Source organism: Oerskovia rustica (assembly GCF_014836555.1).
Lineage (GTDB): Bacteria > Actinomycetota > Actinomycetes > Actinomycetales > Cellulomonadaceae > Oerskovia > Oerskovia rustica.
Genome location: NZ_JACSQQ010000036.1, coordinates 1 through 26,079, shown reverse-complemented (window position 1 = coordinate 26,079; position 26,079 = coordinate 1). Strand labels below are relative to the sequence as shown.

The window sequence follows — 26,079 nt, the reverse complement described above, 5'->3', positions numbered from 1 at the left end:
ATCTTCCGTCCGGCCCGGCGGCCTCCCGCCGGACCCGACCACGATCGCGCAGGACGGGTCACCCTCCTCAGAAGGTTCGCCGTAGCGAAGCGAGGGTCAGCGACCGACCGAGCCCTCGGTGTAGTCGTCGTCGCCCGACTTCGCCCACGCGAACATCCCGCGCAGCTCGCGGCCCGTGGCCTCGATCGGGTGCGCCTCGCCCTTGGCGCGGAGCTCCTTGAACTCGGGGGCGCCCGCGTCCTGGTCGTCGATGAAGCGCTTCGCGAACGCGCCGTTCTGGATGTCCCCGAGGACGGCCTTCATGTTCTCCTTGACCCGCGGGTCGATGACCCGGGGGCCCGAGACGTAGTCGCCGTACTCGGCGGTGTCCGACACCGACCAGCGCTGCTTGGCGATGCCGCCCTCCCACATGAGGTCCACGATGAGCTTGAGCTCGTGCAGGACCTCGAAGTAGGCGATCTCCGGCTGGTAGCCGGCCTCGGTCAGGGTCTCGAAGCCGTACTGGACGAGCTGCGACACGCCACCGCACAGGACGGCCTGCTCGCCGAACAGGTCGGTCTCGGTCTCCTCGGTGAACGTCGTCTTGATGACGCCGGCGCGCGTGCCACCGATCGCCTTCGCGTACGAGAGCGCGATGTCCCACGCGTGGCCCGACGCGTCCTTCTCGACGGCGATGATGTCGGGGATGCCGCGGCCCGCGACGAACTCGCGACGCACGGTGTGGCCCGGAGCCTTGGGCGCGACGAGGATGACGTCGACGCCCTCGGGGGCCTCGATGTAGCCGAAGCGGATGTTGAAGCCGTGCGCGAACGCGAGCGTCTTGCCGGCGGCCAGGTTCGGCTTGATCTCGTCGTTGTAGATCGAGCGCTGGTGCTGGTCCGGCGCGAGGATCATGATGAGGTCCGCCCACTGGGCTGCCTCTGCGACGGTCTTGACCTCGAAGCCCTCGTCGGTCGCCTTGGCGATCGACTTGGAGCCTTCCTTGAGGGCGATGACGACCTGGACGCCGGAGTCGCGGAGGTTCTGCGCGTGCGCGTGTCCCTGGCTGCCGTAGCCGACGACCGCGACCTTCTTCTGCTGGATGATCGAGAGGTCGGCGTCGTCGTCGTAGAAGAGCTCTGCCACGGTGTTACTCCTTGGGTTCTTGAGGTGATGCCGAACACGATAGTTCGACGTCGGTGGGCAACGTGGGGGGTGTCCACCGGGATGGACTGGGTCAGGCGGACCGGTGGGCGCGGTCGAGCGCCCGGTCGGTGATGGATCGGGCGCCACGGCCGACGGCCACGGTGCCGGACTTGACGATCTCACGGACGCCGTAGGGGTCCAGCGCGCCGAGGAGGGCGCTCAGCTTCTCCGGGGTGCCCGTGGCCTCGATCGTCACGGCGTCGGGGACGACGTCGACGACCTTGGCGCGGAACAGCTCGACGACCTCGAGGACGCCCGTGCGGTTGGCGCCGTCGGCGCGGACCTTGACGAGCAGGAGCTCGCGCTGGACCGAGGACGTCTGGTCGAGCTCGACGATCTTGATCACGTTGACGAGCTTGTTGAGCTGCTTGGTGACCTGCTCGAGCGGGTTCTGGTCGACGTCGACAACCACGGTGATGCGCGAGATCTCCTCGTGCTCCGTGGGGCCCACGGCGAGCGAGTGGATGTTGAACGCGCGGCGGGCGAACAGGCCCGCGACGCGCGTGAGCACGCCGGGCTTGTTCTCCACGAGCACGGAGAGGGTGTGTCGGGACATGGTTGCGGCTCTCCCCGGTCTCAGTCTTCGCGGTCCCACGCGGGCGAGATGCCGCGTGCGTACTGGATGTTGTCGTTGCTCACGCCCGAGGCGACCATGGGCCACACCATCGCGTCGCGCGAGACGTTGAAGTCGACGACGACGGGCCGGTCGTCGATCTCCATGGCGCGCTTGATCGCGGCGTCGACCTCGCTCTTGGACTCGACCCGGATGCCCTCGCAGCCGTACGCGTCGGCAAGCTTGACGAAGTCGGGCACGCGCTGCGTGCCGCGACCCGTGTGCAGGTCGGTGTTGGAGTAGCGGGACTCGTAGAACAGGGTCTGCCACTGGCGGACCATGCCGAGCGAGGAGTTGTTGATCAGCGCGACCTTGATGGGGATCTCGTTGATCGTGCAGGTCGCGAGCTCCTGGTTGGTCATCTGGAAGCAGCCGTCGCCGTCGATCGCCCACACGGTCTTGTCGGGCTGGCCGACCTTGGCGCCCATCGCGGCCGGGATCGAGTAGCCCATGGTGCCGAGGCCACCCGAGTTGAGCCAGGTCTTGGGGTGCTCGTAGCGGATGAACTGGGCGGCCCACATCTGGTGCTGGCCGACGCCCGCGACGTAGATCGAGTCGGGGCCGGATATCTCGCCGAGGCGCTGGATGACGTGCTGCGGGGCGAGGTGTCCGTCCTCGGGCTCGGAGTAGCCGAGGGGGTAGGTCTCGCGCCAGTCGTCGATCTGGCGCCACCAGGCGCCGAGGTCCGGCTGTCCCTTGGCGGCGTGCTCGCGCTCGAGCTCGGGCAGCAGGTCGGAGATGACCTCGCGCAGGTCGCCCACGATCGGGACGTCGACCTCGCGGTTCTTGCCGATCTCTGCGGGGTCGATGTCGGCGTGCACGATCGTGGCGTGCGGCGCGAAGCTCGAGAGCGTGCCCGTGACGCGGTCGTCGAAGCGGGCACCGAGGGCCACGACGAGGTCGGCCTTCTGGAGCGCGGCGACCGCGGGGACGGTGCCGTGCATGCCGGGCATGCCGAGGTTCTGCGGGTGCGAGTCGGGCAACGCGCCGCGGGCCATGAGGGTGGTCACGGCGGGGGCGCCCGACAGGTCGACGAGCTTGCGCAGCTCGGCCGAGGCGTTCGCGCGGATCGCGCCACCGCCCACGTACAGCACGGGGCGCTTGGCGGTCGCGAGCAGGCGGGCGGCCTCGCGGATCTGCTTGGAGTGCGGCTTGGTCACGGGGTGGTAGCCGGGCAGCTGCAGCTCCTGCGGCCACGAGAACGTGGTGCGCGCCTGCATCGCGGACTTCGCGATGTCGACGAGGACGGGCCCGGGGCGCCCGGTCTGGGCGATGTGGAAGGCCTCGGCGATGACGCGCGGGATCTCGTCGGGGTCGGTGACGAGGAAGTTGTGCTTGGTGATCGGCAGGGTGATGCCGACGATGTCGGCCTCCTGGAAGGCGTCGGTCCCGATCAGGGACGCGCCGACCTGGCCCGTGATGGCCACGAGCGGGATCGAGTCCATGTTGGCGTCGGCGATGGGCGTGACGAGGTTCGTCGCGCCGGGGCCCGACGTCGCCATGGTCACGCCGACGCGGCCGGTCGCGTGGGCGTAGCCCGAGGCCGCGTGGCCGCCGCCCTGCTCGTGGCGCACGAGGATGTGGCGAAGCTTCTTGGAGTCCATGAGCGGGTCGTACGTCGGCAGGATCGCACCGCCGGGGATGCCGAAGACGACGTCCACACCGGCTTCCTCGAGCGAGCGGACGATCGACTGCGCGCCCGTCACCTCCTCGGGCCCGACGACGAGGCTGGGGGTGCGCTCGCCGGTGACCGAGGCGCGTGCTCGGCTGTCGGGGCGGGCTGCGAGGCTCGCGGGGGAAGGGGCTGGCTTCGGCGCCACGGCCTCGCCGGCGGGCGCGGGGGCGCTCGGCGTCGGCGGGGCCGGGTGGGGACCCTGGACCATCGGTATCTCCTGTTTCTCGGTGGCGACTGGCTGCCACCGGCTGGATCGAGCTCACCGTGGTGGTGCTGGTACTTCTGGTGCTCTCCGTGCTGTTCTGCCGCGGGGTGGTGCGGTCCGGTGACCGGCTCCGGAGCGGGGTGTGCCCGGAGGGGGTGGTCATGACGGTCGTGGTCGTGACATGAAAAAACCCCTCGTACCCGGTGAGGGCTCTTCGAGGGGTGAGCGCGCTGACGAGACCTGGTTGCTTGGCCTCAGCCGGCGCGCTCAGGAAGTACTACGAGAAGGATCGTCTGCACGTTGTGCACACTACGCCCTCGATCCGGCGATGTCATGCGTGGGGCCGGACGTCTCAGGGAATGGGACGTCCGGCCCGACGACGATGGTCCGGCCGGGTGCGCGGGGCACCAAGGACGGGGGCTGTCCGAGTCCCTGCCCCGTGCTGCGGGGCAATGCAGTAGGGCCGGAGCCGTGGGACCAGGCACCATGGACCCATGACCACCACGATCGAGCGAATGACAGCCGACCTCACCACCGCCATGAAGGCCCGCGACGAGTTCGCCAAGAACACCCTGCGCCAGGTCATCGGCGCCGTCCGCACCGCGGAGAAGTCCGGCTCGACCGCGCGCGAGCTGACCGACGCCGAGGTCCAGACGGTCCTGGCCGCCGAGGTCAAGAAGCGTCGCGAGAGCGCCCAGATCTACACCGACGCGGCCGCGACCGAGCGTGCCGACAACGAGACCCGCGAGGCCGACTTCATCGAGAAGTACCTGCCTGCGAGCCTCACGCCCGCCGAGCTCGACGCACTCGTGGCCGCCGCGGTCGTCTCGACCGGCGCCTCGTCCATGAAGGACATGGGCACGGTCATGAAGACCGCCACTGCCGCGGCGGCCGGGATCGGCCGTGTCGACGGCAAGGCGCTCTCGCAGGCCGTCCGTCAGGCGCTCGGGGCGCTCTGACCTGGCACGGGGCGACCGGCCCGCGCGTCACCAGTTCTCCGCCCCCGCGAGCGACGTCGCCCGGGGCTCGACCCCCAGGACCTCGCGCAGCACCGTCAGGTCGTAGGTGCGCTCGGCCGCGAGGTGGCTGATGGCGTACCGGGTCAGGCGCGGCGGCTCGGGCCGCCGCGTCCAGCGTGCGAGAGCCTCGGCGCACGCGGCGAGCACCCACGCGGGGCGGGCCGGGATCCCGGCGAGGGTGACGCCGTCGTGCCCCCTGCGGCGCAGGAGCTCGACGACGACCTCGCCCAGGACCACGGGCCCGGCGTCCGCGACGTTGACCACGAGGGGCTGACCGTGCGGCAGGTCGACCGTCGCGGCCGCGAGCGCCGCCTCGACGAGCGTGTCCACGTGCGTGAGCGACTGCAGCGCCGACCCGTCCCCGACGAGCACGAGCCGCCTGCCCCGGATCGCACCCTCGATGCGCGGCAGGAGCGTCGTGTCCCCCGGGCCGTACACGGCGTGGGGGCGCAGCACGACGACGGGTCCGCGCCCGGGCGTGCGGGCGTCGGTGGCGAGGACCCGCTCGGCGGCGGCCTTGGTCGCGCCGTAGGCGTTGAGGTACCGCTCGACGGGTGCCTCGCCCTCCCGTCCCCGGACCGTAGGGACGAAGGGGTCGTAGACGCTGCCCGAGGACACGTGCACGAACCGCGCCGCCGGGAACGTGTCCCGCACGGCGCGCGTGCCCTCGACGTTGGTCGCCCACGCGACGTCGTGGCGCGCCCAGTCGGAGACCGCCGCCCCCGCGTGCACGACGACGTCCAGCGCGGGCGGTGCCGCGAGCACCCCTGCCTCGAGGTCCCACGTCCGGTGCGTTGCCCCGGAGACGTGCGCGTCGCGCCGCGAGAAGGTCCACACCCGGTGACCGTGGGCCACGGCGCGTCGAGCGACGGCTCCCCCGACGAACCCCGACGCCCCCGTGACGCCGACGCGCAGGCTCACGTGGGCCGCGCCCCGGTCGTCGCGAGGTGGCGCGCCGCGGCGCGGGAGAGCGTCGCGCGGTCGGGCTTGCGGCTGCGCCCCGCGAGCGGCAGGCGGTCGGCATGCAGGACCAGGTCCGGCAGCGCTCCATGGTCCAGCACGTCCGGCAGCGCGGACCGGACGCCGACGAGCAGCGGGTGGTCGGCAGTCAGGACGGGCTCGCCCTGGCCCTCTGCCGGCCCGACGACGCCCGCCGCCCTGGCCGCGTGCGTCCCGGCGGGTGCACCGGCCGCGCAGGCGGGGGCGGAGGTCACCACGAGGACGACCTTCTCGTCGCCGTCCTCCTGGAGGACGCCCACGAGGGCTGCCTCCCCGACGCCGGGCAGCGCGGCGAGCCGCGGCTCGAACAGCCCCGGGTAGATGTTGACCGTGCCGCGGATGATCATGTCGCGGGTGCGCCCCACGAGGACGATCCGACCCAGCTCGTCGAGGTGCGCGAGGTCGCCCGTGCGGTGCTCGCTCACCGGTGGCCGTCCGCCGTCGAGGTGGGCGAGATACCCCTTCATGAGGGACGGGCCGCGCAGGACCAGCTCGCCCACCGTGGGGCCGGTCGGTCGGGCGTCGTCGCCGGGCTCGCTCGCACAGCCCTCCACGGCCGTGGCGTCGATCCGGGCCTCGACGCCCGGCAGCGGGCGACCGACCAGGTCGCCGTCCCCGGCGTGCGCGAGCTTGTCTGCGGCCTCGACCACCGCGACGGGCAGGATCTCGGTCATGCCGTAGACCCCGATCCACCGCGTGGTCGGCAGCGACCGGCGGGCGCGGTCGAGGATCGACCGCGTCACGGGCGCGCCACCGACGAGCCCGACCCGCGGGCCCAGCGCGGGAGCCCGGCCGGTCTCGACCGCGTCGAGCAGGAGCGTGAGGTCCGCCGGGACCAGGTACGTCCCGGCCTGCCCGGCCGCGTGCCGACCGAAGGCCACGACGTCCTGCGCGGGGGTCCCCGGCGGGATGGACCAGGTCCCACCCGCGAGCAGCGCCGGGATGCCCAGGAGCATCTGGTCGGTGTGCACCACGTCTCCCGGCATGAGCTCGAAGGCCGCGCCCAGCAGGGCGCAGCCCGCACCGAGCGAGCCCGCGGAGTGGACGACGGCCTTCGGGTCCGACGTGGTGCCCGACGTGAAGACCACGAGCGCCTCGCCGTCGAGCGGCAGGCCCGTCACGGGCGTCGGCCCGACGCCCTGCCCGCCGGCCCCACGTACCCCCGAGGCGAGCGCGCGCGCCGGCAGCGACCGCCGGGGCACCCCGGGCAGCCACGGGCCGGACCGGACGTGCCGCAGCGGGAGGCTCGCGTAGTCGGGCAGCAGGAGGCCGCGCGAGCGGGCCAGGCGCCGCAACGGACCGCGCGAGATCGCGTAGAGCAGCGACTCGGTCATGGCCCAGCGCGGGCCTGCGGCCGCGACGCGCGCGGCGAAGAGCTCGGGCGTCGAGCCCGGGTCGACGAACACGATCACGGCCCCGAGCCGCACGACGGCGAGCGCGAGAACGATCCCCCCGGGCCGGGGGCGGACCGAGAACAGCACGCGGTCCCCCGGTCGCATGCCCTCCCGGTGCAAGGCGTCGGCCGTGGCCTCGATGCGGCGCGCCAGCTCGCGGTACGTGACCTCCTCGCGGACCCGGTCGAGCGGCTCGCCGCCCGGTGCGGGCGCGCCGCCCGCACTCTCCCGGCCCCGTCGTGCGCGGTGCGCCGGACGCGCCCACCAGCGCAGCGCCACCTCGTCGCCGCGCGCCCCCCGCGCGTGGCCGCCGATGGTCGCGAGCAGGTGCTCCGTCGTCGGGCCGCTCACGGCGCCTCCTCCACCGGCACCGAGGCCGACGCGGCGGCCTCGATCCGCAGGCGCCGGTAGGACGGGATGAGGACGCCCCGCGCGACCTCGCGCCCCGCGACCCGCAGCGAGCGCCCGGCCGTCGCGACCGGGCGCAACGCGTCCAGGACCGCCCCCACCTGCGCCATCGCGAGCGGCATGCCGAGACAGAAGTGCGGACCAGCGCCGAACCACAGGTTGCGCAGCGCCGGGTCCGCGTCACGTGCGGGGTCGAACGCCCCGCCCGCCCGGCAGCACGTCACGGTCGCGATGACGACGCGCTCCCCCGCCCGCACCGGCACGGCTCCCACCCTGTGGGCCGAGCGCACGGACCGGAGCATCGCGGGGGTCGGCACCGTGACGCGCAGCGCCTCCTCGACCACGCGGCCGCGCAGGGCGTCGTCCGGTCCCGCGAGCAGCAGGCGATCCATCCACCCGGTGTCGACCGCGAGCGCGACCAGGCGCGGCGTGAACGACTGGATGGTCTCGGTGCCCGTCATGACGAACGCCCCGACCGCGCCCAGCGCCTCGCGCTCGCTCAGCCCGAGACCGCGCATGCGCCCCGGCACCGTCGCGGGGTCCCCGTCGTGGTACGCGGCCCGCGCGGGCTCGCTCAGCGTGCCCAGCACCTCGCGGGCGTAGCGCACCTGGGAGGGCGTGAGGCTGCGCCGGTGCAGGCGCACGAGCCCGACGACGGACTGCGCCGCGACCATCGCGTCGCGCACCGCGGCGTCGGTGGGCGGCAGACCTGTCATGCGGCAGATGACCGTGCCCGCGAGCGCCCCGACCTCCTGCACCAGGTCCACCGTCTCGCCCGCGAGCAGGCGAGGGGCCAACGTCCCCAGCGACGCCCCTGCCTCGGTCGCGGTGAGCTGCGCGACCGAGCGCTGGGTGAACAGCCCCGACAGGGCCCGCCGCAGCGTCGCGTGGTCCTCGCCCTCCATGTTGAGCAGGACCGACGGCCCCAGCACGGGCGTCCACAGGTCCGAGGGCGCCCCGGGGCCGACCTTGGAGAAGTGCTCGGTGTCGAGCAGGACCTCACGTGCCGTCACGGCGTCGTTCACCACGACCCCGAGCCCCGGCACGCGCACGACCGGGCCACGCCGGGCGAGCGCCCGGAACGCCGGGTAGACGAGCGGGTGCGCGCCGCGCTGGACGCGCTCCTCCCAGCGGTGCGCGTCACGGGCGGACCCCTGGGCGGTGCTCGACCCGGCGCCCGGCGCTCGCGGGGACGTGTCTGCCGTCATCGGATGTCCACGACCTCGGGCTTGTAGCGGTGGTCGGCGTACCAGCCCAGGGTCCGCACGAGCCCCCAGGCGTGCGCGCGTCGCGTCGAGGCGCGCACCACGACCTCGGGGTGCGCGCCGTAGGCCGACGTGAGGCGGCGCACGGCGTTCACCAGGGCGCGGTCCTCGTGCAGGTCCTCGATCGCGGTGCGGGGGAAGCCGCCCGCGCGCTCGTACAGGTCCGCCGTGACGGCCATGTTGCACCCGGGCGCCATGACGTACGGACCCAGGTAGGACGGGTCCTGGTTGCCGGGGCGGAACTTCCCGAACGTGCTCGCGAGGCTCACGGCCCCCGACAGGATCGCCTGCCGCGCACGGGACACGGGCAGGTCGTCGGTGCGCGCGACGATCCGCCCCGCCACCAGGTCGTGCCCGACGGCGAACGCGGCCTTCACGCGGACCGTCCAGTCCGGCGGGGGCACGCAGTCCGCGTCGGTGCGCGCGAGGTGGGTCGCGCCCGCGGCGATCGCCGCGCGCATGCCCGTGTCCGCCGCGGCGCCCGTCCCCTTCTGGGCTTCGGTCACCAGACGCCAGCGTGGCTCGTCCCAGTCCGCGAGGGTCGCCCGCACGAGGTCCGGGGTGCCGTCGGTCGAGCCGTTGTCGACCACGACCAGGTCGAAGTCACGGTCCTCCTGGACGCGCAGGGCGCGCAGCGTCGCGAGGATCCCGTGCTCGTGCGCCTCGTTGAGCGCCGGGACGACGACCGCGAGACGGACCGGGAGCGGTGGCGTCCGCTGCCCGGGCGCCGCACCCGTCCCCGCGGGGCCCTCCGCGGTCACAGCCGCACCGCCATGGCTCCGATGCTGATCCCGCCGGCCAGCCCGACGAGCAGCACGACGTCCCCCGGACCCACGCGGCCGCTCTCCAGTGCGGTCACGAGCTGGAGCGGCAGCGTCGCCGAGGCGACGTTCCCGTGCTCGGCGACCGTGACGATCGTCCGCCCCTCGGGCAGGCCCAGGGCCTCGTGGACGTCCGCCAGGTAGGCGACCGCGACCTGGTGCACCGCGACCAGGGCCACGTCGTCCCACGTCAGTCCCGCGCGGTCGAGCGCCTCGAGGATCACGCCCGGCCCCAGCGCCAGGAACGCGTCGCGCAGCCGCGACCCGTCGATCTCGAAGTACGTGCGGTCGAGATCTCGCGGGAAGGCCGTCCCCCCGCCGGGGAGCATACCGACGTCCCAGTGCGTCGACTCGGCACCGAAAGCGCTCGCGAGGATGCCCGCCGGGGCGGGCGCGTCGTCGCTCGTGCCGACCACCGGCTCAGGTGCGCGTCGCACCAGGACCGCCGCTCCGGCGTCGGACATGGTGTAGCCCGGCGCGGACAGCAGGTACGTCGCCCGGTCCGGGACGTCCCACCGGACCGCGCGCGACGGCGCCTCGCCGCACGCGACGAGGACCGTCCCGTACCGGCCCGTGGCGACGAGGGCCTCGGCGACCTCGATCGCGTTGAGGACCGAGTTGCACGCGTTCTTGACGTCCATGACCGGGGAGCGCACCCCCAGCCTGGCCGCGACGATGTGGCTCGTCGCCGGCTCGACCATGTCCTGGCTCGCCGAGGCGAAGATCAGCAGGTCGACGTCCCGGGCGTCGAGCCCCTGCGCAGCGAGGAGCTTGGCCGCGGCGGCGGCCGCGAGGTCCGAGGCGTTCCAGTCGTCGGGCAGGACGTGGACCTGCCGGACCCCGGTCAGGCGCGAGACCATGGGCAGGCGCGGCACGGCACCGGGAGCGCTCGTGCGGGCCAGGTCCCGCTCGGCGTCGGCGACCCGCACGGTGCGCTCGGGCAGGTGGACGCCCACCCCCGCGATCACGGCGGCAGGAGCCGGGCCCCGGACCGGGGCGAGCGTCGCGCGGGTCCCCGAAGGGTGCGCTGGAGGGTGGGCGATGATCGGCACCCGCGACAGCGTAGCCACGAACCCGAGCCCCACCGAGGTTGTCCACGGGTGAGAGTCGGGCGCTCGGCCCACAGGCCGTCGCCCCGCCGTCGCCCCGCCGTCGCCCTGCCGTCGCCCCGCCGTCGCCCTGCCGTCGCCCACAGGACGACCCCGGACGACCACGACCGGCCGCCGGATGCGCCAGACTGTCCGTCGTGCTCCCCACGACCCGCCACGAGGTGGACCTCCTGCGCCGTGCCCGCCCCGGCATGGCCGCCGTGCTGCTCGGCGGCCATCTCTCGCGCCACCTGCCCGGGCCGCCCCTGCGCAAGGTGCCCGGCCTGGGCTGGGTCACGGCCGACCCCGTGGTCTCCCGCACCGTCCTGGGCGACCACCGGTCGTTCACGATCGTGGGCGAGGGCGGGGTCGGGCACCTGTGGGCGCAGATCCTGGGCGACTGGGTGCTCGACCTGTTCGACGGCCCGGGGCACCACGACCTGCGCTCGCGGTCGCGCGAGCTGTTCACCGAGGCCAGCTCGGCCGAGCTCGTCGAGGGCGCGTGGTCCGGTCCTCTCGCCGCGGCCCGTGAGGCGCTGCGGGCGGGCGGGACGGTCGACGTCGCACGCCTGGCGCGAGTGCTCGTGGGTCGCATGATGATCTCGCTCCTGGGCGTACCGGGGCCGGACGCCAGCGCCGACGGCGACCCCTCGCGAGGGTCCAGGCGGGCGCCAGGTACCTGGCCCACCGACGAGGACGCCCTGACGGTCTTCGAGACCGGCGAGCGCCTCGCGACGATCGCCCTGGGGAGCGCGGGGTCGACGCACCTGTCCCCCGCCCAGGTCGCCGCGGCCCGCGAGATCGTCGCCGAGCTCACCCGCGGCGTCCCGGCGGGCTGGCGCGACGCGCCCGCCGACACTCTGCTCGGCCGCTGCCGAGAGCTGGGGCTCGGCCTCGAGGAGACGACGGGGCTCGCGTGCCTCCTCATGGTCGCGGGCACGGAGACCTCGGCCTCCGCCATGGCACGGACGACCGCGCTGCTCGTCGACACGGGCGAGCAGCACCGCCTGCTCGACCGGATGCGCGCCGATGCCGACCGCTCGGCGGCGGGAGAGGTCCGCGCCCCGGGCGAGCCCGACGCCGTCGAGAACGCCGTGCGTGAAGGGCTGCGTGTCACGAGCCCCGCCTCGGTCATCGGCCGGGGCGTCGCGGCCGACGTCGAGGTCGCGGGTCGCCGTCTCGCCGAGGGCGAGCGCATCATGATGCTCGTCTGGAGCGCGAACATCGGTGCCGGACCGTTCCGTGCCGGCCGCCCCTACGTCCGCGAGAGCCGCCAGCTCTGGTTCGGTGCGGGGCGTCACCTGTGCCTCGGGGCGGCGCTGGCCCGCGCGGAGATCGGCGCGCTCCTGCACACGCTCTGGGACGACGGCGAACCGTTGCGGGTCGTGTCGCGCAGCGCGCAGCGCGGGGTGCTGATCCCGGGCTACCGGACCCTGGTCGTGGCGCGCGACTGACGCCCCGCAACCTGTCGGAGCGAGCCTGCCCTCGGGGGCACGCTCGCTCCGACAGGTTGTTCGGTCGAGCCTCGCGACTCAGTCGCGCGCCTGCCACGTGCAGATGCACGCCTCGTTGCCCTCGACGTCCGCGAGCACCCAGAACGCCGGCGCCCGGGAGTCGGAGACCAGGTGCCCGCCCGCCGCGATGGCCGCGGTGACGCGCGCCTCGGCCTGGTCGTGCGGGACGGAGACGTCGAGATGGATGCGGTTGCGCTGGGGGCGCGGCGCATCCATCTGCTGGAACCAGACCGACGGCCCATACCCTGCCGGGTCGGTGAGCCCCAGCCCCTCGTCCTCGGGCGGCGCCTCGGCGTAGCCGAGCACCGCCCGCCAGAAGGGCCGGACGGCGGGCCGGTCGAGGGCGTCGACCGCGATCTCGACCTCGAGCAGCCCGTCGGTCTCGGCCGGGTGCTCGAGCTCCTTGGCCACGAGGGAGATCCGCCGGGCCAGGGTCACGTCGCGCCTGCTCAGCCCGCCCACGTCGTGCGAGGACACCCGGACGGTGACGGTCGCGTACCGCAGGTCGACGTCGGGGTGGTGGTTCATGCCCTCGGCCAGCTCGCCGATCGCGTCGACCAGCTCGACCCCGGCCGTGAACGAGTCGGTCCGGAAGCGGGCCTGCGCGGTGCCGAGCACGACGCGCCAGTCCTCCACCCCGTCGCTGTCGTGGAACTGTCGGGCGGTGATCGCGTCGCTCATGGCTGCTGCTCCGGTGCGGTTCGGCGCGGACGGTGGGCGTTCCTCGTCCACTATCCCGCAGCCCGGACCACGTCGCCAGCAGTCGCGACCGCGGGTGCTGAGCACGGGGTGGGGGTCGTTCCGACCGTCGGAACGGCCCCCACCCCGTGCTCGACCGCGCGCAGCCCCCTACTCGAGGATCGCCCCGCGCGAGGCCGACTGGACGAGCTTGGCGTACTTGGCGAGCACTCCCCGGGTGAACGTCGGGGCGAGGGGCTCCCACCCGTCCTTGCGGGCCTCGAGCTCGGCCGGGTCGACCAGCAGGTCGAGCGTCTTGCGTGCGACGTCGAGGCGGATACGGTCGCCGTCACGCACGAACGCGATGGGCCCGGCGTCCACGGCCTCGGGGGCGACGTGCCCCACGCACAGCCCCGTCGTCCCGCCCGAGAAGCGCCCGTCGGTCAGGAGCAGCACGGTCTTGCCGAGGCCCGCGCCCTTGATGGCTCCCGTGATCGCGAGCATCTCGCGCATGCCCGGCCCGCCCTTGGGCCCCTCGTACCGGATGACGACGACGTCGCCGTCGGTGATGGTCCCGTCCTCGAGGGCGTCGAGCGCCGCGCGCTCGCGCTCGAACACGCGGGCCGTGCCCTCGAACACGTCGGAGTCGAAGCCTGCCGACTTGACCACGGCTCCCTCGGGCGCGAGCGAGCCGCCGAGGATCGTGATGCCGCCGGTGCGGTGTATGGGGTTGTCGAGGGCGCGCAGGATCTTGCCGTCGGGGTCGGGGGGCGCCAGGTCCGCTAGGTTTTCACTCACCGTCCGGCCCGTGACCGTGAGCGCGTCACCGTGGATCAGGCCCGCGTCGAGCAGCGCCTTCATGACCACGGGCACGCCGCCGATGCGGTCGACGTCGTTCATGACGTAGCGGCCGAACGGCTTGAGGTCGCCCAGGTGCGGGACCTTCGCAGCGACCCGGTCGAAGTCGTCGAGGGTCAGGTCGACCTCGGCCTCGTGCGCGATCGCGAGGAGGTGGAGCACCGCGTTGGTCGAGCCGCCGAACGCCATGACGACCGCGATCGCGTTCTCGAACGCCTTCTTGGTCATGATGTCGCGCGCGGTGATGCCACGACGCAGCAGCTCGACCACGGCCTCGCCCGAACGGTGCGCGAAGTTGTCGCGGCGTCGGTCGGCCGAGGGCGGTGCGGCCGATCCGGGGAGCGACATGCCCATGGCCTCGGCGACCGACGCCATGGTGTTCGCGGTGTACATGCCGCCGCAAGCGCCCTCGCCCGGGCAGATCGCGCGCTCGATGCGGTCGAGGTCCTCACGGCTCATGAGCCCGCGCGAGCACGCGCCCACGGCCTCGAACGCGTCGATGAGCGTGACGTCCTTCTCGGTGCCGTCCTCGAGCTTGACCCAGCCCGGCATGATCGAGCCCGCGTAGAGGAACACGCTCGCGAGGTCGAGGCGGGCGGCAGCCATGAGCATGCCCGGGAGCGACTTGTCGCACCCGGCGAGCAGCACCGACCCGTCCAGGCGTTCGGCCTGCATGACCGTCTCGACCGAGTCCGCGATGACGTCGCGCGACACGAGCGAGAAGTGCATGCCCTCGTGACCCATCGAGATGCCGTCGGACACCGAGATGGTGCCGAACTGCAGCGGGTACCCGCCGCCCGCGTGCACGCCCTCCTTGGCCCCCTGCGCGAGCCGGTCGAGCGACAGGTTGCACGGCGTGATCTCGTTCCACGAGCTCGCGATGCCGATCTGGGGCTTGACCCAGTCCTCGTCTCCCATGCCGACGGCGCGGAGCATGCCGCGCGAGGCCGTGGCCTCGATGCCGTCGGTCACGGTGCGGGAGCGGGGCTTGATGTCGATGTCGTCGCTGGCCATACCTGAGTATCTCCTCGCGGCGGGCGGCGGGCCACAAGACACCCGCAGTGGCGCCGCTGTACCTGTGGCAGGATGCCCGCGTGACTGCAACGACGCCGCACAGCGCCCGCGCCCGCCCCGGTCGTGCTCTCGCCGTGGCGGCTCTCGCGCTCGCCGCGCTGACGGCCTGCGCCGGTGGCGCGTCGACCGGCGCGTCGACCGGCGCGTCGACCCGCACGGACGCGTCCGCCCCGGCTGGGGGTGGCACGGGCTCCGCTCACTCGCCCACCGTGACCGCACCCGCCGCACCCGCCGCACCCCCGGCCCCGGCCCCGGCCCCGGCCCCGGCCCCGGAGTCTCCCGACGCACCGCCCACCCCCCAGAGCGCCGAGGCACCCGAGGACGCGTTCCGCGCGTGGCTCGCTGCGAGCCGCGTGCCGGACGTGGAGACGGCCTGCGGGTACCTCGCTCCGGCGCTCGCCGACCGGATGGTCGCGGAGATGACCGCGCAGGGGTGGCCGGGCATCACGGACTGCGCGTCGATGATCACGACCACGGCCGCGCTCTACGCCGCGGTCGGTGACATCGCGCAGGTCGAGGTCACGGTGCGCGAGGAGCGCCCCGACGCGACGGTCCTCGCGGTCGCGTACGCGGGCGGGGACTGCGGTACGGCCGTCATGGCGCCGGCCGGGTCCACGTGGGTCGTCACGGAGCAGTCCGAGGAGCAGTGCTGACGCGCGCTCGTCCCTGACCAGCCCGTCCCAGCACCGCGCCGACGACGACGGGCCCGCACCCTCAAGGGGTACGGGCCCGTCGTCGTGGGACCTGCGGCCGGGTCAGCGCCGCTTGAGCAGCGACACGTCGCGCACGGCGCCGCGGTCGGCGGACGTCGCCATCGCGGCGTAGGCCTGGAGCGCCGGGGACACGTAGCGGTCGCGGTCGACGGGCTGCCAGGGGTTCTCGCGCGCCTCCATCTTGGCGCGGCGCTCGGCGAGGACCTCGTCGGACACGTTGAGGCGGATGAGGCGCGTGTCGACGTCGATCTCGATCTCGTCGCCGTCCTCGACCAGCCCGATCACGCCGCCGGCCGCGGCCTCGGGCGACACGTGGCCCACCGAGATGCCGCTCGAACCGCCCGAGAATCGGCCGTCGGTGATGAGCGCGGTCACCTTCCCGAGGCCGCGTCCCTTGATGAAGGAGGTCGGGTAGAGCATCTCCTGCATGCCGGGCCCGCCTGCGGGGCCCTCGTAGCGCACGACGACGACGTGACCGGGCTCGACCTGCTTGGTGAGGATCTTCTCGACGGCCTCGTCCTGCGACTCGCAGACCAGGGCCTTGCCGACGAAGTGGAACACGTCGGGGTCGACGCCTGCGGTCTTGAAGACCGCACCGTCCTCGGCGAGGTTGCCGCGCAGCACGGCCAGTCCGCCCTCGACCGTGTACGCGTGCTCCAGGTCGCGGATGCACCCGTTCGCGGCGTCGGTGTCGAGGTGGTCCCAACGGTTCGACGTGGAGAACGCCTGCGTGGTGCGCACCCCGCCGGGGGCCGCGTGGAACAGCTCGACGGCCCGCTCGGTGGCCTTGCCGCCGCGGACGTCCCAGTCGTCGAGCCACTCGCGCAGCGTCGGGGTGTGGACCGAGGTGACGTCGTGGTCCAGGAGCCCGGCGCGGTCGAGCTCGCCGAGCAGCGCGGGGATGCCGCCCGCACGGTGGACGTCCTCCATGTGGAAGTTCGGGTGGTTGGGCGCGACCTTGGACAGGCACGGGACCTGGCGGCTGATGCGCTCGATGTCGGTCAGGTCGAAGTCGATCTCGCCCTCCTGCGCGGCGGCGAGGATGTGCAGGACCGTGTTGGTCGATCCGCCCATGGCGACGTCGAGCGTCATGGCGTTGGCGAAGGCGGCCTTGGTCGCGATGTTGCGCGGCGCGGCCGAGTCGTCCTCGTCGTCGTAGTAGCGGCGCGCGAGGTCGACGATCGTGCGGCCCGCCTCGAGGAAGAGCTCGCGGCGCGCCGAGTGCGTCGCGAGGGTCGAGCCGTTGCCGGGCAGCGACAGGCCCAGGGCTTCGGTCAGGCAGTTCATCGAGTTCGCGGTGAACATGCCCGAGCAGGAGCCGCACGTGGGGCACGCGTTCTCCTCGACCTGGGCGAGGGCCGCGTCGCTCACGTTGTCGTCCGCGGCGTAGTTGATCGCGTTGACGAGGTTCAGGTGCGTCGATGCGACGCCGTCGGCCACGACGGCCTTGCCGGCCTCCATGGGCCCGCCCGAGACGAAGATGACCGGGATGTTGAGCCGGAGCGCGGCGTTGAGCATGCCGGGCGTGATCTTGTCGCAGTTGGAGATGCACACGATCGCGTCCGCGCAGTGCGCGTTGACCATGTACTCGACCGAGTCGGCGATGAGGTCGCGGCTGGGCAGCGAGTACAGCATGCCCGCGTGACCCATCGCGATGCCGTCGTCGACCGCGATGGTGTTGAACTCCTTGGAGACGCCGCCGGCCTCGCGGATCGCCGACGCGACGAGGTCGCCCATGTCCTTGAGGTGGACGTGGCCCGGTACGAACTGCGTGTACGAGTTCGCGATCGCGATGATCGGCTTGCCGAAGTCCTCCGAGCCCATGCCGGTGGCGCGCCAGAGCGCGCGGGCACCGGACATGTTGCGGCCGTGGGTGGACGTCCGAGAGCGCAGGGGGCGACTCATGGCGGTTCAGCTCCTTCACGTGGTGCTGCGGCCTGGGAGGTGACCGCCCGGACACACTACGCCCGCGTCGGGGCCGCGACGTCGGTCGTCCGGCTCGTGGTCCACGTACGGGTGCAGCGCTCCCACCCGCACCTCGATGTGCGATCCCCCTACGTAGCACCACCGATACGGGAAAACCCGTCAATCTGCTCAAAAGGTTGCAGCGAACTTCACCCGGGTGGGAGGTTGGCAGGGCTGCCCCGGTAGTGCACCGCACGCCGCTCGCCCGCCGATGCGTGCCGTCGACACGACGGTCGTGACGGACCGCGGCCCCTCGCAGCCAGACCCCCTTCCCATCCCCGGCGACCCCGGTATCCCCGGCGCCCCGCGCCCCACCGGACGAGCCACCACCGATCAGGGAGACCAGCCCTCATGAGCCAGGCCACCGCTGCAACGAACCGGAGCGCTCGCTCCACGTCGACCGGCACCGACCCCTCGGACACCGACACCCCGACGACCGCACCCGTCACGGGCGAGCGCGTCGTGACGAGCGCCGCCGCACGCGGCGCCCTCGCGGTCCTGCGCATCGCGATCTCGTTCGTCTTCCTGTGGCCCGTGCTCGACAAGACGCTGGGCCTGGGCTACGCGACGCCGTCCGAGCGGGCGTGGCTCAACGGCGGCTCGCCGACCACGGGCTACCTGTCCTCGCTCGAGGGGCCGCTCTCGGGACCGTTCGTCGAGATGGCGGGCCCGGCCACCGACTGGCTCTTCATGCTCGGCATGGGCCTGACCGGGCTCGCGCTGCTGCTGGGTGTGGGGACGCGGGTCGCCGCGGTCTCGGGCACGCTCCTCATGGCGCTGCTGTGGGTCACCACATGGCCCCTGGCCGCGGGCTCGAACAATCCGGTCGTCGACGACCACGTCGTGACGGCTCTCGTCGTGATCGTCGTCGCGCTGACCCGCGCGGGCGAGACGTTCGGCCTGGGCCGGGTCGCGGCGCGCGTGGGCGTGCCGGGCTGGATGCGCTGACGCCCCCTGCCCGACGGCGGAGCGTGCCCGGGTGCGTCGGTGCACCCGGGCACGTGGCGCCGTCGGGCACGTGCGTCCCTGCAGGGCGAGCGTCAGGCGACCGCCGCAGCCTCCTCCTGCTCGTCCGCGTGGCGGATGTGGCGCGTGACCCAGGGCGCGATCGCGAAGAGGATCAGCGCGAACACCATCGTGATGCCGCCCACCGCACCGAAGTACGCAGTGTCCGAGGCGCCCTCGGTGACCTGGACGATCTGGGCCGTGATGGCCTGACCCGCGGCCGGCGCGAGGAACCACAGCGCCATGGCCTGGCTCCGGAAGGCCCGGGGCGCGAGCAGGGTCGTCGCGGCGAGGCCCACGGGCGACAGGCACAGCTCGCCGAGCGTCTGGATGACGTACACCGACACGAGCACCCACGCGGGCGCCTTCTCGTCGGCGAAGATCGCCGACGCGCCTGCGAGCCACACGAACGACAGCGCGGCCAGGGTCAGGCCCATCGCGAACTTCACGGCCGTCGGCGGACGGTCCTTGGTCTTGACCCAGATCCACGCGAACACCGGCGCCAGGACCACGATCGAGAACGGGTTCACGGACTGGAAGAAGGCCGGTTCGATCGGGACGCCGAAGAACGAGAGCTCGGTGCGGTTCTTCGCGAAGCTCGAGAGCGTCGTGGCCGCCTGCTCGAAGATCATGAAGAACAGCATCGCGGCGACGAACAGCGGGATGTACGCCGTGAGGCGTGAGCGTTCGGGCGCGGTGACCTTGGGCGAGCGGAACATCACGATGAAGTAGGCGATGGGGGCGGCGAACGCGACGTAGGACAGCGTGTCGATGAACGTCGAGATCCCGAAGGCCCCCGAGACCGCCCACGCGACGAGCGCCGCGACGACGAGCCCCGCGAGGATGACGAGCCCGATCCGGACGAGCTTCGGGTACTCCTCGGGGTGGATCGGGTTCGGCACCGAGTCGCCCGCACCGCCCAGGTACTTGCGCCCCGCCACGAAGAACACGAGGGCGATGGCCATGCCGACCGCCGCGACCGCGAAGCCCGCGTGGTAGCCCCACTGCCGGTTGACGAACCCGACGATGATCGGGGAGACGAGCGAGCCCAGGTTGATGCCCATGTAGAAGATCGAGAAGGCCGAGTCGCGGCGGGGGTCGTTGCGCGCGTACAGCTCGCCGACCATCGACGACACGTTGGGCTTGAGCAGACCGGTGCCGAGCGCCACGAGCGCGATGCCGAGCATCGAGAAGCCGGCCCCCGGGATCGTCAGCGAGACGTGCCCCGCCGCGATGACGATGCCGCCGTACAGCACCGAGCGCCGGGAACCGATGACCCGGTCCGCGAGCCAGCCGCCGACGACCGAGAGCAGGTACACGCCCGTGCCGTAGATCGAGACCAGGGCGAGCCCCGTGACCTCGTCGAGCGCGAGGCCGCCGTTCGCGATGGTGTCCGTCAGGTAGAAGAGGAGGATGGCCCGCATCCCGTAGTAGCTGAACCGTTCCCACAGCTCGGTCGTGAACAGGGTCATCAGCCCGATCGGGTGCCCGAAGAAGGCGTGGTCGCGCGGGATCCGCCCCGCTGCGGCGGCCGTCTCGGCCTCGAGCCGGGGATCCGGGAGGTCGGGCTGGACGGGCCTCTCGTCGTTACCGCTCATGGATCGATGCTGCCACCGGCGGTGACGACCGGCGACTGCTGAGCACCCGACGAGACGCACCTGCGCGGGCCCGTGAGACACGGGCTAGCGTGGGCGGATGCCCTCCCCTGCACCGACCGTCCTGTGGTTCCGCCGCGACCTGCGCCTGGCCGACAACCCGGCTCTCGGCGAGGCCGTGGGCGAGGCGCGCGCAGAGGGGAGCGACGTCGTCGGGCTGTACGTCCTGGACCCCGCGCTCTGGGCGACCGCCGGGCCCGTGCGGCAGGCGTACCTGGCCCGCAGCCTGCGTGCGCTGCACGCCTCGACCGGCGGTCGGGTCGTGGTGCGCCACGGCGACCCGCGCGCGGTCGTGCCCGCGGTCTGCGCCGAGGTCGGCGCCCGGAGCGTCCACGTCGCCGCGAGCTACGAGCCGTACGGGCGCCGCCGCGACGACGCGGTCGAGGAGGCGCTCGCCACCGCCGGTGTGCGGTTGCGCCGTACGGGGTCGCCGTACGCGGTCGCACCGGGCCGCGTCCGCACGCGCGGCGGCACGCCCTTCCAGGTCTTCACGCCGTTCCGTACGGCGTGGCTCGAGCACGGGTGGCGGGCCCCCGCTCCCCTGCCCGACGACGTCGCATGGGCCGCGCTCGCGTCCGACGGTCTCCCGGACGCGCCCGAGCCGGGGGCGCGCCTGCCCGAGGCGGGCGAGGCCGCGGCACTCGCTCGTTGGCGCGCCTTCCTCGCCGACGGGCTCGCGGACTACCCGACCGACCGCGACCGTCCGGACCTCGTCGGGACCTCGTACCTGTCCCCCGCGCTCAAGTGGGGCGAGATCCACCCGCGCACACTGCTCGCCGACCTCGCGTCGGCCGTGCGCTCGGGCGCGGTGCCCGAGGAGGCTGCCGCGACCTACCGCTCCGAGCTCGCGTGGCGCGAGTTCCACGCCGACGTCCTGTTCCACCATCCGGGCGCCGCGAGGCGGTCGCTGCGCACGGTGGTCCCCGAGGACGCGTGGGCGACGGGGGCCGCCGAGGACGCGATGCTCGCCGCGTGGCGCGAGGGGCGCACGGGCTACCCCGTGGTCGACGCCGGGATGCGCCAGCTCCTCGGCACCGGATGGATGCACAACCGCGTGCGCATGATCGTCGCGTCGTTCCTCGTCAAGGACCTGCACGTGCGCTGGCAGCGCGGCGCCGAGCACTTCATGGCGCACCTCGTCGACGGCGACGTGTCGCAGAACCAGCTCAACTGGCAGTGGGTCGCCGGGACCGGGCGCGACGCGGCGCCGTACTTCCGGATCTTCAACCCCGTCACGCAGGGGCAGAAGTTCGACCCCGACGGCGCGTACGTGCGCGAGTGGGTCCCCGAGCTGCGGGGCATCGCCGGCAAGGCCGTGCACGAGCCCTGGAAGCTGGCCGGTGCCGCGCCCGGGTACCCCGAGCGGGTCGTCGACCACGCGCTCGAGCGCAAGGTGTCGCTCGAGGACTTCGAGCGCGGCCGGGGGCGATGACGCCCGGACATGGCAGGACAGGCGGTGAGGAGGTTCCTCAGAGCCCCGCGCGGAACTCGTCCTCGAGGATGCTCATGACGACCGCGTCCGCCCAGCCGTCACCGTCCCGGAACGCGTCCCGGAGGCGGCCCTCCTCACGGAAGCCCAACGACTCGTAGAGCATGCGCGCCCGAGGGTTGATGCTGAGCACGTCGAGGCTCACCCGGTGCAGGTGCGGGCCCTCGGGGTGGTCGAACGCGAAGCGCAGCACCTCGAAGATCGCCTCGCGCCCGTAGCCGCGCCCACGGTAGTTCGTGAGCAGGACAAGGCGGAGGTTGGCCGAGAGCGCGTGCTCGTCGATGTCGTTGAGGACGATCTCGCCGATCATCTCGTCGCTCACGAGCTGACCGTCGCGCTGGGCCGCCGAGGTGATGGCCCAGTCGTAACGGCCCTCACGGTCGCTGATCGTCGCAGCCCACTCGTCGATCTGCTCGCGCGTGAACTCCGCCGTCGTCCCCGTGAGCCGGTTCGACTCCGGGTCCTGGACGGACTCCCACATGCGTTCGGCGTCGCGAGCCTCGATGGGCCGCAGCCGCATCATCTCGCCGACGAGCTCCGGTCCGCGCGTCACGCGACCACCTCCGTCGTCCGGGGCACGGATCAGCCGATCCGCTCGATGACCAGCTCGCGGACGCGACCGGCGTCGGCCTGGCCCTTGGTGGCCTTCATGACCGCACCGATGATCGCACCGATCGGCCCCATGTTGCCCGAGCGCACCTTCTCGACGATGTCGGGCTGCGCCGCGAGGGCCGCGTCGATCGCGGTGAGGAGAGCGCCGTCGTCCGACACGACCTCCAGGCCGCGTGCGACCACGACGGCCTCCGGGTCTCCCTCGCCGGCGAGGACGCCTTCGAGCACCTGGCGGGCCAGCTTGTCGTTGATGCGCCCCGAGTCCACGAGGGCCTGGAGCTGGGCGATCTGCGTCGGCGTGACCGCGATCTCCGCGAGCTCGGTCTCGCTCGTCTTGGCGTACCGGGCGAGCTCGCCCATCCACCACTTGCGAGCGGCTGCGGGGCTCGCCCCGGCCGCGACGGTGGCCTCGATGAGGTCGAGCGCACCCGCGTTGACGACGTCGCGCATCTCGGCGTCGGCGTAGCCCCACTCGCCCTGGAGGCGGTTGCGGCGGGCCACGGGCAGCTCGGGCAGCGTGGCACGGATCTGCTCGACCCAGTCGCGGCTCGGGGCGACCGGGACCAGGTCCGGCTCCGGGAAGTAGCGGTAGTCCTCGGCGTCGGACTTCACGCGACCGGCGGTCGTGATCGACGTGTCCTCGTGCCAGTGACGCGTCTCCTGGATGACCGTGCCGCCCTCGTCGAGGACCGCCGCCTGGCGCGAGACCTCGTAGCGGACGGCGCGCTCGATCGAGCGGAACGAGTTCACGTTCTTGGTCTCGGTGCGCGTGCCCAGAGGGGACTCGGGGGTCGCGCGCAGCGACAGGTTCACGTCCGCGCGGACGTTGCCGCGCTCCATGCGCGCCTCCGACACGTCGAGCGCGCGGAAGATGTCGCGCAGCGTCTGGACGTACGCACGAGCGACCTCCGGGGCGCGCTCGCCCGCGCCCGTGATGGGGCGCGTGACGATCTCTACGAGCGGGATGCCCGCACGGTTGTAGTCGACGAGCGAGTACTCGGCGCCGTGGATACGACCGGTCGAACCACCCACGTGGGTGTTCTTGCCGGCGTCCTCCTCCATGTGCGCGCGCTCGATGTCGACACGGAAGATCGTGCCGTCCTCGAGCTCGACGTCCAGGTAGCCGTCGAACGCGATGGGCTCGTCGTACTGCGACGTCTGGAAGTTCTTCGGCACGTCCGGGTAGAAGTAGTTCTTCCGGGCGAAGCGGCACGACTCGGCGATCTGGCAGTTGAGCGCGAGCCCGATCTTGATCGCGTACTCGACGGCCTTGCCGTTGACGACGGGCAACGCACCGGGCAGGCCGAGGCTCACCGGGGTCACCTGCGTGTTGGGCTCGCCGCCGAACTCGACCTCGGCCGCGCAGAACATCTTGGTCTTCGTGCCGAGCTCGACGTGCACCTCGATCCCGATGACCGGGTCGTAGCGGCGGACGGCCTCGTCGTAGTCGACCAGGTCCACGGTTGCGTGTGCGCTCATCGCGCGACCTCCAGCTCCGGGGCCTTGGCCAGCAGCGGCCCGCCCCACGTGTTCTCCAGGGCGGCCTCGAGGGCGGCACCCACGCGGTACAGACGGTCGTCGGCCTTGGCCGGCGCGAGGATCTGGAAGCCGACGGGCAGGCCGTCGTCCGAGAGACCGTTCGGCAGCGACATGCCGGGGACGCCCGCGAGGTTCGCGGGGATCGTCGCGACGTCGTTGAGGTACATCGCGAGCGGGTCGTCGAGCTTCTCGCCGAACTTGAAGGCCGTGGTGGGGGCCGTCGGGGAGACCAGGACGTCCGCCTGCGCGAACGCCGCGTCGAAGTCGCGCTGGATGAGCGTGCGGACCTTCTGCGCGCTGCCGTAGTAGGCGTCGTAGTAGCCCGCCGACAGGGCGTAGGTGCCCAGGATGATGCGGCGCTTGACCTCGTCACCGAAGCCCTGGCCGCGGGTCGCGGACATGACGCGCTCTGCGGTGATCGGGCCGTCCTCGGGCTCGACGCGCAGGCCGAAGCGCATGCCGTCGAACTTCGCGAGGTTGCTCGACGCCTCGCTCGGCATGATCAGGTAGTAGGCGCCGAGCGCGTACTTGAAGTGCGGGCACGAGACCTCGATGATCTCGGCGCCGAGCGAGCGCAGCAGGTCGAGAGACTCCGCGAAGCGCGCGCTCACGCCCTCCTGGTAGCCCTCGCCCGAGAGCTCGGAGACGACGCCGACCCGCAGGCCGCGCAGGTCGCCGATCGCACCCTGGCGGGCCGCGTCGACGAGGAGCGGGAGGTCCTCGTTGATCGAGGTCGAGTCACGGGGGTCGTGGCCGCCGATGAGCTCGTGCAGGAGCGCCGAGTCGAGGACGGTGCGCGTGACGGGGCCCGCCTGGTCGAGCGAGGACGCCATGGCGATGAGGCCGTAGCGGGAGACGCCGCCGTAGGTGGGCTTGACGCCGACCGTGCCGGTCACGGCGCCGGGTTGACGGATCGAGCCGCCCGTGTCGGTGCCGATCGCGAGGGGGGCCTCGTACGCGGCGACGGCCGCGGCCGAGCCGCCGCCCGAGCCGCCGGGGATGCGGTCGAGGTCCCAGGGGTTGTGGGTGTTCCCGTACGCCGAGTGCTCGGTCGAGGAGCCCATGGCGAACTCGTCCATGTTGGTCTTGCCCAGGATGGGCAGGCCCGCGGCACGGATGCGCTCGACGAGCGTCGCGTCGTACGGAGGGATCCAGCCGTCGAGGATCTTGGAGCCGGCCGTCGTCGGGAGACCCTTGGTCACCACGACGTCCTTGACGGCGATCGGCACGCCCGCGAGCGGGTGCAGGTCCTCGCCCGCGGCGCGGCGCGAGTCGATGTCACGAGCGGTCGCGAGGGCGTCCTCGGTGCTCACGTGCAGGAACGCGTGGACCGCGGGGTCGACGTCGCCGATGCGGTCGAGGTGCGCCTGCGTCGCCTCGACGCTGCTCACCTCGCCCGAGACCAGGTGCGCGGCGAGGTCCGCGGCGCTCAGCCGCGTCAGGTCGTTGCTCATCATTCCTCCCCGAGGATCTGCGGGACGCTGAAGCGTCCGTCTTCGCTGGCCGGTGCTGCGGCGAGGACGTCCTCGACGGGCAGCGGCGGCACGGGGACGTCGTCACGGAAGACGTTGGTCAGCGGCAGCGGGTGGCTCGTGGCGGGGACGTCAGGAGTGGCGACCTCGCTCACCTGGGCGATCGCATCGACGATGACGTCGAGCTCGCCGGCGAGGCGGTCGAGCTCCTCGGGCCGGAGGTCGATGCGGGCCAGCACGGCGACGCGCGCGACCTCATCACGGGAGATGGTGGACATGGTCGCCAGTCTAGTGCCCGACGACGGCGCTCACCGGGGCGTCCCGGCCCACCGCGCGGCGGGTCGCGTTGCGGGTGTCGCAGGTCAGGTCCGCGCCTCGTGGCGACGGGGCGTGAGCCGCTCGGGAGCGTCGTGCGCGGAGGTCCACTCGCACGTGAACGACCCGCGATGCCCGAAGAGGAAGCCGAACCGGTCGTTCGTCACCTCGAGGTCGACACGGAACACCTCGGCGGCCTCGCCGTACCACTCGTGGAGGTGGGCACGGCCGCTCAGCAGGAGGGGGAAACGGAACCCCAGCGGACCTTCGTAGAAACGCTGCGCACCGGACGTCAGGATCAGTTCGACGTAGATCCCTCGTTCGGCCATGCGAGCAGGCTGGTACCGCGGCCTGTCTCGGTGACGGAGGCCGAGCCGTACCCGCGCCGAGGACGTGGAGGCTCCGGTCGGTGCCGTCGTCACGGCAGGTGGTGGTGTGTCCGGGTATGCCAAAGGCCCACCCCTGTTGGGGTGGGCCTTTGGTGAATGGTTGTCCGGCGGCGACCTACTCTCCCACCC

General features: G+C 72.9%; 22 protein-coding genes. 5 read left to right on the top strand and 17 right to left on the bottom strand.

All coding sequences use genetic code 11. The features are described 5' to 3' along the window. Positions 1–96: 96 nt before the first annotated feature. From ilvC to H9652_RS16510, 3 genes are all read right to left on the bottom strand, one after another. Complete coding sequence (ilvC, locus tag H9652_RS16520) at positions 97–1,125, bottom strand: ketol-acid reductoisomerase (protein WP_191797418.1); 1,029 nt, start codon at positions 1,123–1,125, stop codon at positions 97–99. A gap of 91 nt (positions 1,126–1,216) precedes the next feature. After that, positions 1,217–1,741 (bottom strand): acetolactate synthase small subunit, encoded by a 525-nt coding sequence (gene ilvN / locus H9652_RS16515; RefSeq protein ID WP_191797416.1) that lies wholly within the window; start codon positions 1,739–1,741, stop codon positions 1,217–1,219. 20 nt (positions 1,742–1,761) lie between these two features. Further along, on the bottom strand, positions 1,762–3,681 hold the full coding sequence (locus tag H9652_RS16510) for an acetolactate synthase large subunit (RefSeq protein WP_191797414.1): 1,920 nt from the start codon (positions 3,679–3,681) through the stop codon (positions 1,762–1,764). A gap of 491 nt (positions 3,682–4,172) precedes the next feature. Here H9652_RS16510 and H9652_RS16505 point away from each other — a divergent pair, with 491 nt between their 5' ends. Beyond that, complete coding sequence (locus tag H9652_RS16505) at positions 4,173–4,637, top strand: GatB/YqeY domain-containing protein (protein WP_138823687.1); 465 nt, start codon at positions 4,173–4,175, stop codon at positions 4,635–4,637. Between the two features lie 27 nt (positions 4,638–4,664). Here H9652_RS16505 and H9652_RS16500 read toward each other — a convergent pair whose 3' ends face one another. Genes H9652_RS16500 through H9652_RS16480 form a run of 5 tightly spaced genes read right to left on the bottom strand, consistent with a single transcriptional unit; the run spans position 4,665 to position 10,636 of the window. Next, a complete protein-coding gene (locus H9652_RS16500; RefSeq protein WP_318244227.1) occupies positions 4,665–5,618 on the bottom strand; it encodes an NAD-dependent epimerase/dehydratase family protein in 954 nt (317 codons plus the stop codon). Beyond that, positions 5,615–7,441: an AMP-binding protein gene (locus H9652_RS16495; RefSeq protein WP_191797412.1), complete on the bottom strand. Its 1,827-nt coding sequence runs from the start codon at positions 7,439–7,441 to the stop codon at positions 5,615–5,617. The genes H9652_RS16500 and H9652_RS16495 overlap by 4 nt, the downstream gene beginning before the upstream one ends. Further along, a complete protein-coding gene (locus H9652_RS16490; RefSeq protein WP_225228372.1) occupies positions 7,438–8,706 on the bottom strand; it encodes a cytochrome P450 in 1,269 nt (422 codons plus the stop codon). Before H9652_RS16490 ends, H9652_RS16495 begins: the two co-directional genes overlap by 4 nt. After that, positions 8,703–9,524: a glycosyltransferase family 2 protein gene (locus tag H9652_RS16485; RefSeq protein WP_191797410.1), complete on the bottom strand. Its 822-nt coding sequence runs from the start codon at positions 9,522–9,524 to the stop codon at positions 8,703–8,705. Before H9652_RS16485 ends, H9652_RS16490 begins: the two co-directional genes overlap by 4 nt. Then, the gene (locus tag H9652_RS16480) at positions 9,521–10,636 is read right to left on the bottom strand and encodes a 3-oxoacyl-ACP synthase III family protein (protein WP_318244226.1); all 1,116 of its coding nucleotides are present in this window, start codon (positions 10,634–10,636) and stop codon (positions 9,521–9,523) included. Before H9652_RS16480 ends, H9652_RS16485 begins: the two co-directional genes overlap by 4 nt. Before the next feature lie 194 nt (positions 10,637–10,830). Between H9652_RS16480 and H9652_RS16475 the strand changes: the two genes are divergently transcribed. After that, complete coding sequence (locus H9652_RS16475) at positions 10,831–12,126, top strand: cytochrome P450 (RefSeq protein ID WP_318244225.1); 1,296 nt, start codon at positions 10,831–10,833, stop codon at positions 12,124–12,126. A gap of 78 nt (positions 12,127–12,204) precedes the next feature. On the opposite strand, the gene H9652_RS16470 is transcribed toward H9652_RS16475, so the two are convergent. Continuing rightward, the gene (locus H9652_RS16470) at positions 12,205–12,867 is read right to left on the bottom strand and encodes a VOC family protein (protein WP_191797408.1); all 663 of its coding nucleotides are present in this window, start codon (positions 12,865–12,867) and stop codon (positions 12,205–12,207) included. A gap of 168 nt (positions 12,868–13,035) precedes the next feature. Next, positions 13,036–14,736, bottom strand: coding sequence for a dihydroxy-acid dehydratase (gene ilvD / locus H9652_RS16465; RefSeq protein ID WP_191797406.1), 1,701 nt, complete (start codon positions 14,734–14,736; stop codon positions 13,036–13,038). A gap of 80 nt (positions 14,737–14,816) precedes the next feature. On the opposite strand from ilvD (H9652_RS16465), the gene H9652_RS16460 reads away from it, so the two are divergent. Next, on the top strand, positions 14,817–15,449 hold the full coding sequence (locus H9652_RS16460) for a hypothetical protein (RefSeq protein WP_191797404.1): 633 nt from the start codon (positions 14,817–14,819) through the stop codon (positions 15,447–15,449). 102 nt (positions 15,450–15,551) lie between these two features. Here H9652_RS16460 and ilvD (H9652_RS16455) read toward each other — a convergent pair whose 3' ends face one another. Further along, on the bottom strand, positions 15,552–17,414 hold the full coding sequence (ilvD, locus tag H9652_RS16455; protein WP_191797402.1) for a dihydroxy-acid dehydratase: 1,863 nt from the start codon (positions 17,412–17,414) through the stop codon (positions 15,552–15,554). A 411-nt stretch (positions 17,415–17,825) separates the two neighbouring features. Between ilvD (H9652_RS16455) and H9652_RS16450 the strand changes: the two genes are divergently transcribed. Next, the gene (locus H9652_RS16450; RefSeq protein ID WP_191797400.1) at positions 17,826–18,422 is read left to right on the top strand and encodes a DoxX family protein; all 597 of its coding nucleotides are present in this window, start codon (positions 17,826–17,828) and stop codon (positions 18,420–18,422) included. A gap of 92 nt (positions 18,423–18,514) precedes the next feature. Here the strand turns inward: H9652_RS16450 and H9652_RS16445 are convergent, their stop codons facing one another. Then, positions 18,515–20,077 (bottom strand): peptide MFS transporter, encoded by a 1,563-nt coding sequence (locus H9652_RS16445; RefSeq protein WP_191797398.1) that lies wholly within the window; start codon positions 20,075–20,077, stop codon positions 18,515–18,517. A 97-nt stretch (positions 20,078–20,174) separates the two neighbouring features. Between H9652_RS16445 and H9652_RS16440 the strand changes: the two genes are divergently transcribed. Next, positions 20,175–21,566, top strand: coding sequence for a cryptochrome/photolyase family protein (locus H9652_RS16440; protein WP_191797396.1), 1,392 nt, complete (start codon positions 20,175–20,177; stop codon positions 21,564–21,566). A 37-nt stretch (positions 21,567–21,603) separates the two neighbouring features. Here the strand turns inward: H9652_RS16440 and H9652_RS16435 are convergent, their stop codons facing one another. The 5 genes from H9652_RS16435 to H9652_RS19935 all read right to left on the bottom strand — a co-directional run bounded on the left by H9652_RS16435 (position 21,604) and on the right by H9652_RS19935 (position 25,890). Beyond that, entirely contained in the window at positions 21,604–22,176 is a 573-nt protein-coding gene (locus H9652_RS16435) for a GNAT family N-acetyltransferase (RefSeq protein ID WP_307822614.1), read from the bottom strand. A 29-nt stretch (positions 22,177–22,205) separates the two neighbouring features. Next, positions 22,206–23,714, bottom strand: a complete 1,509-nt coding sequence (gene gatB, locus H9652_RS16430) for an Asp-tRNA(Asn)/Glu-tRNA(Gln) amidotransferase subunit GatB (RefSeq protein WP_191797394.1) — start codon at positions 23,712–23,714, stop codon at positions 22,206–22,208. Then, positions 23,711–25,228, bottom strand: coding sequence for an Asp-tRNA(Asn)/Glu-tRNA(Gln) amidotransferase subunit GatA (gatA, locus tag H9652_RS16425; protein ID WP_191797392.1), 1,518 nt, complete (start codon positions 25,226–25,228; stop codon positions 23,711–23,713). Before gatA ends, gatB begins: the two co-directional genes overlap by 4 nt. Further along, positions 25,228–25,524: an Asp-tRNA(Asn)/Glu-tRNA(Gln) amidotransferase subunit GatC gene (gene gatC, locus H9652_RS16420; protein WP_030152198.1), complete on the bottom strand. Its 297-nt coding sequence runs from the start codon at positions 25,522–25,524 to the stop codon at positions 25,228–25,230. Before gatC ends, gatA begins: the two co-directional genes overlap by 1 nt. Before the next feature lie 84 nt (positions 25,525–25,608). Continuing rightward, positions 25,609–25,890, bottom strand: a complete 282-nt coding sequence (locus H9652_RS19935) for a DUF4166 domain-containing protein (protein ID WP_225228371.1) — start codon at positions 25,888–25,890, stop codon at positions 25,609–25,611. Positions 25,891–26,079: the final 189 nt, after the last annotated feature.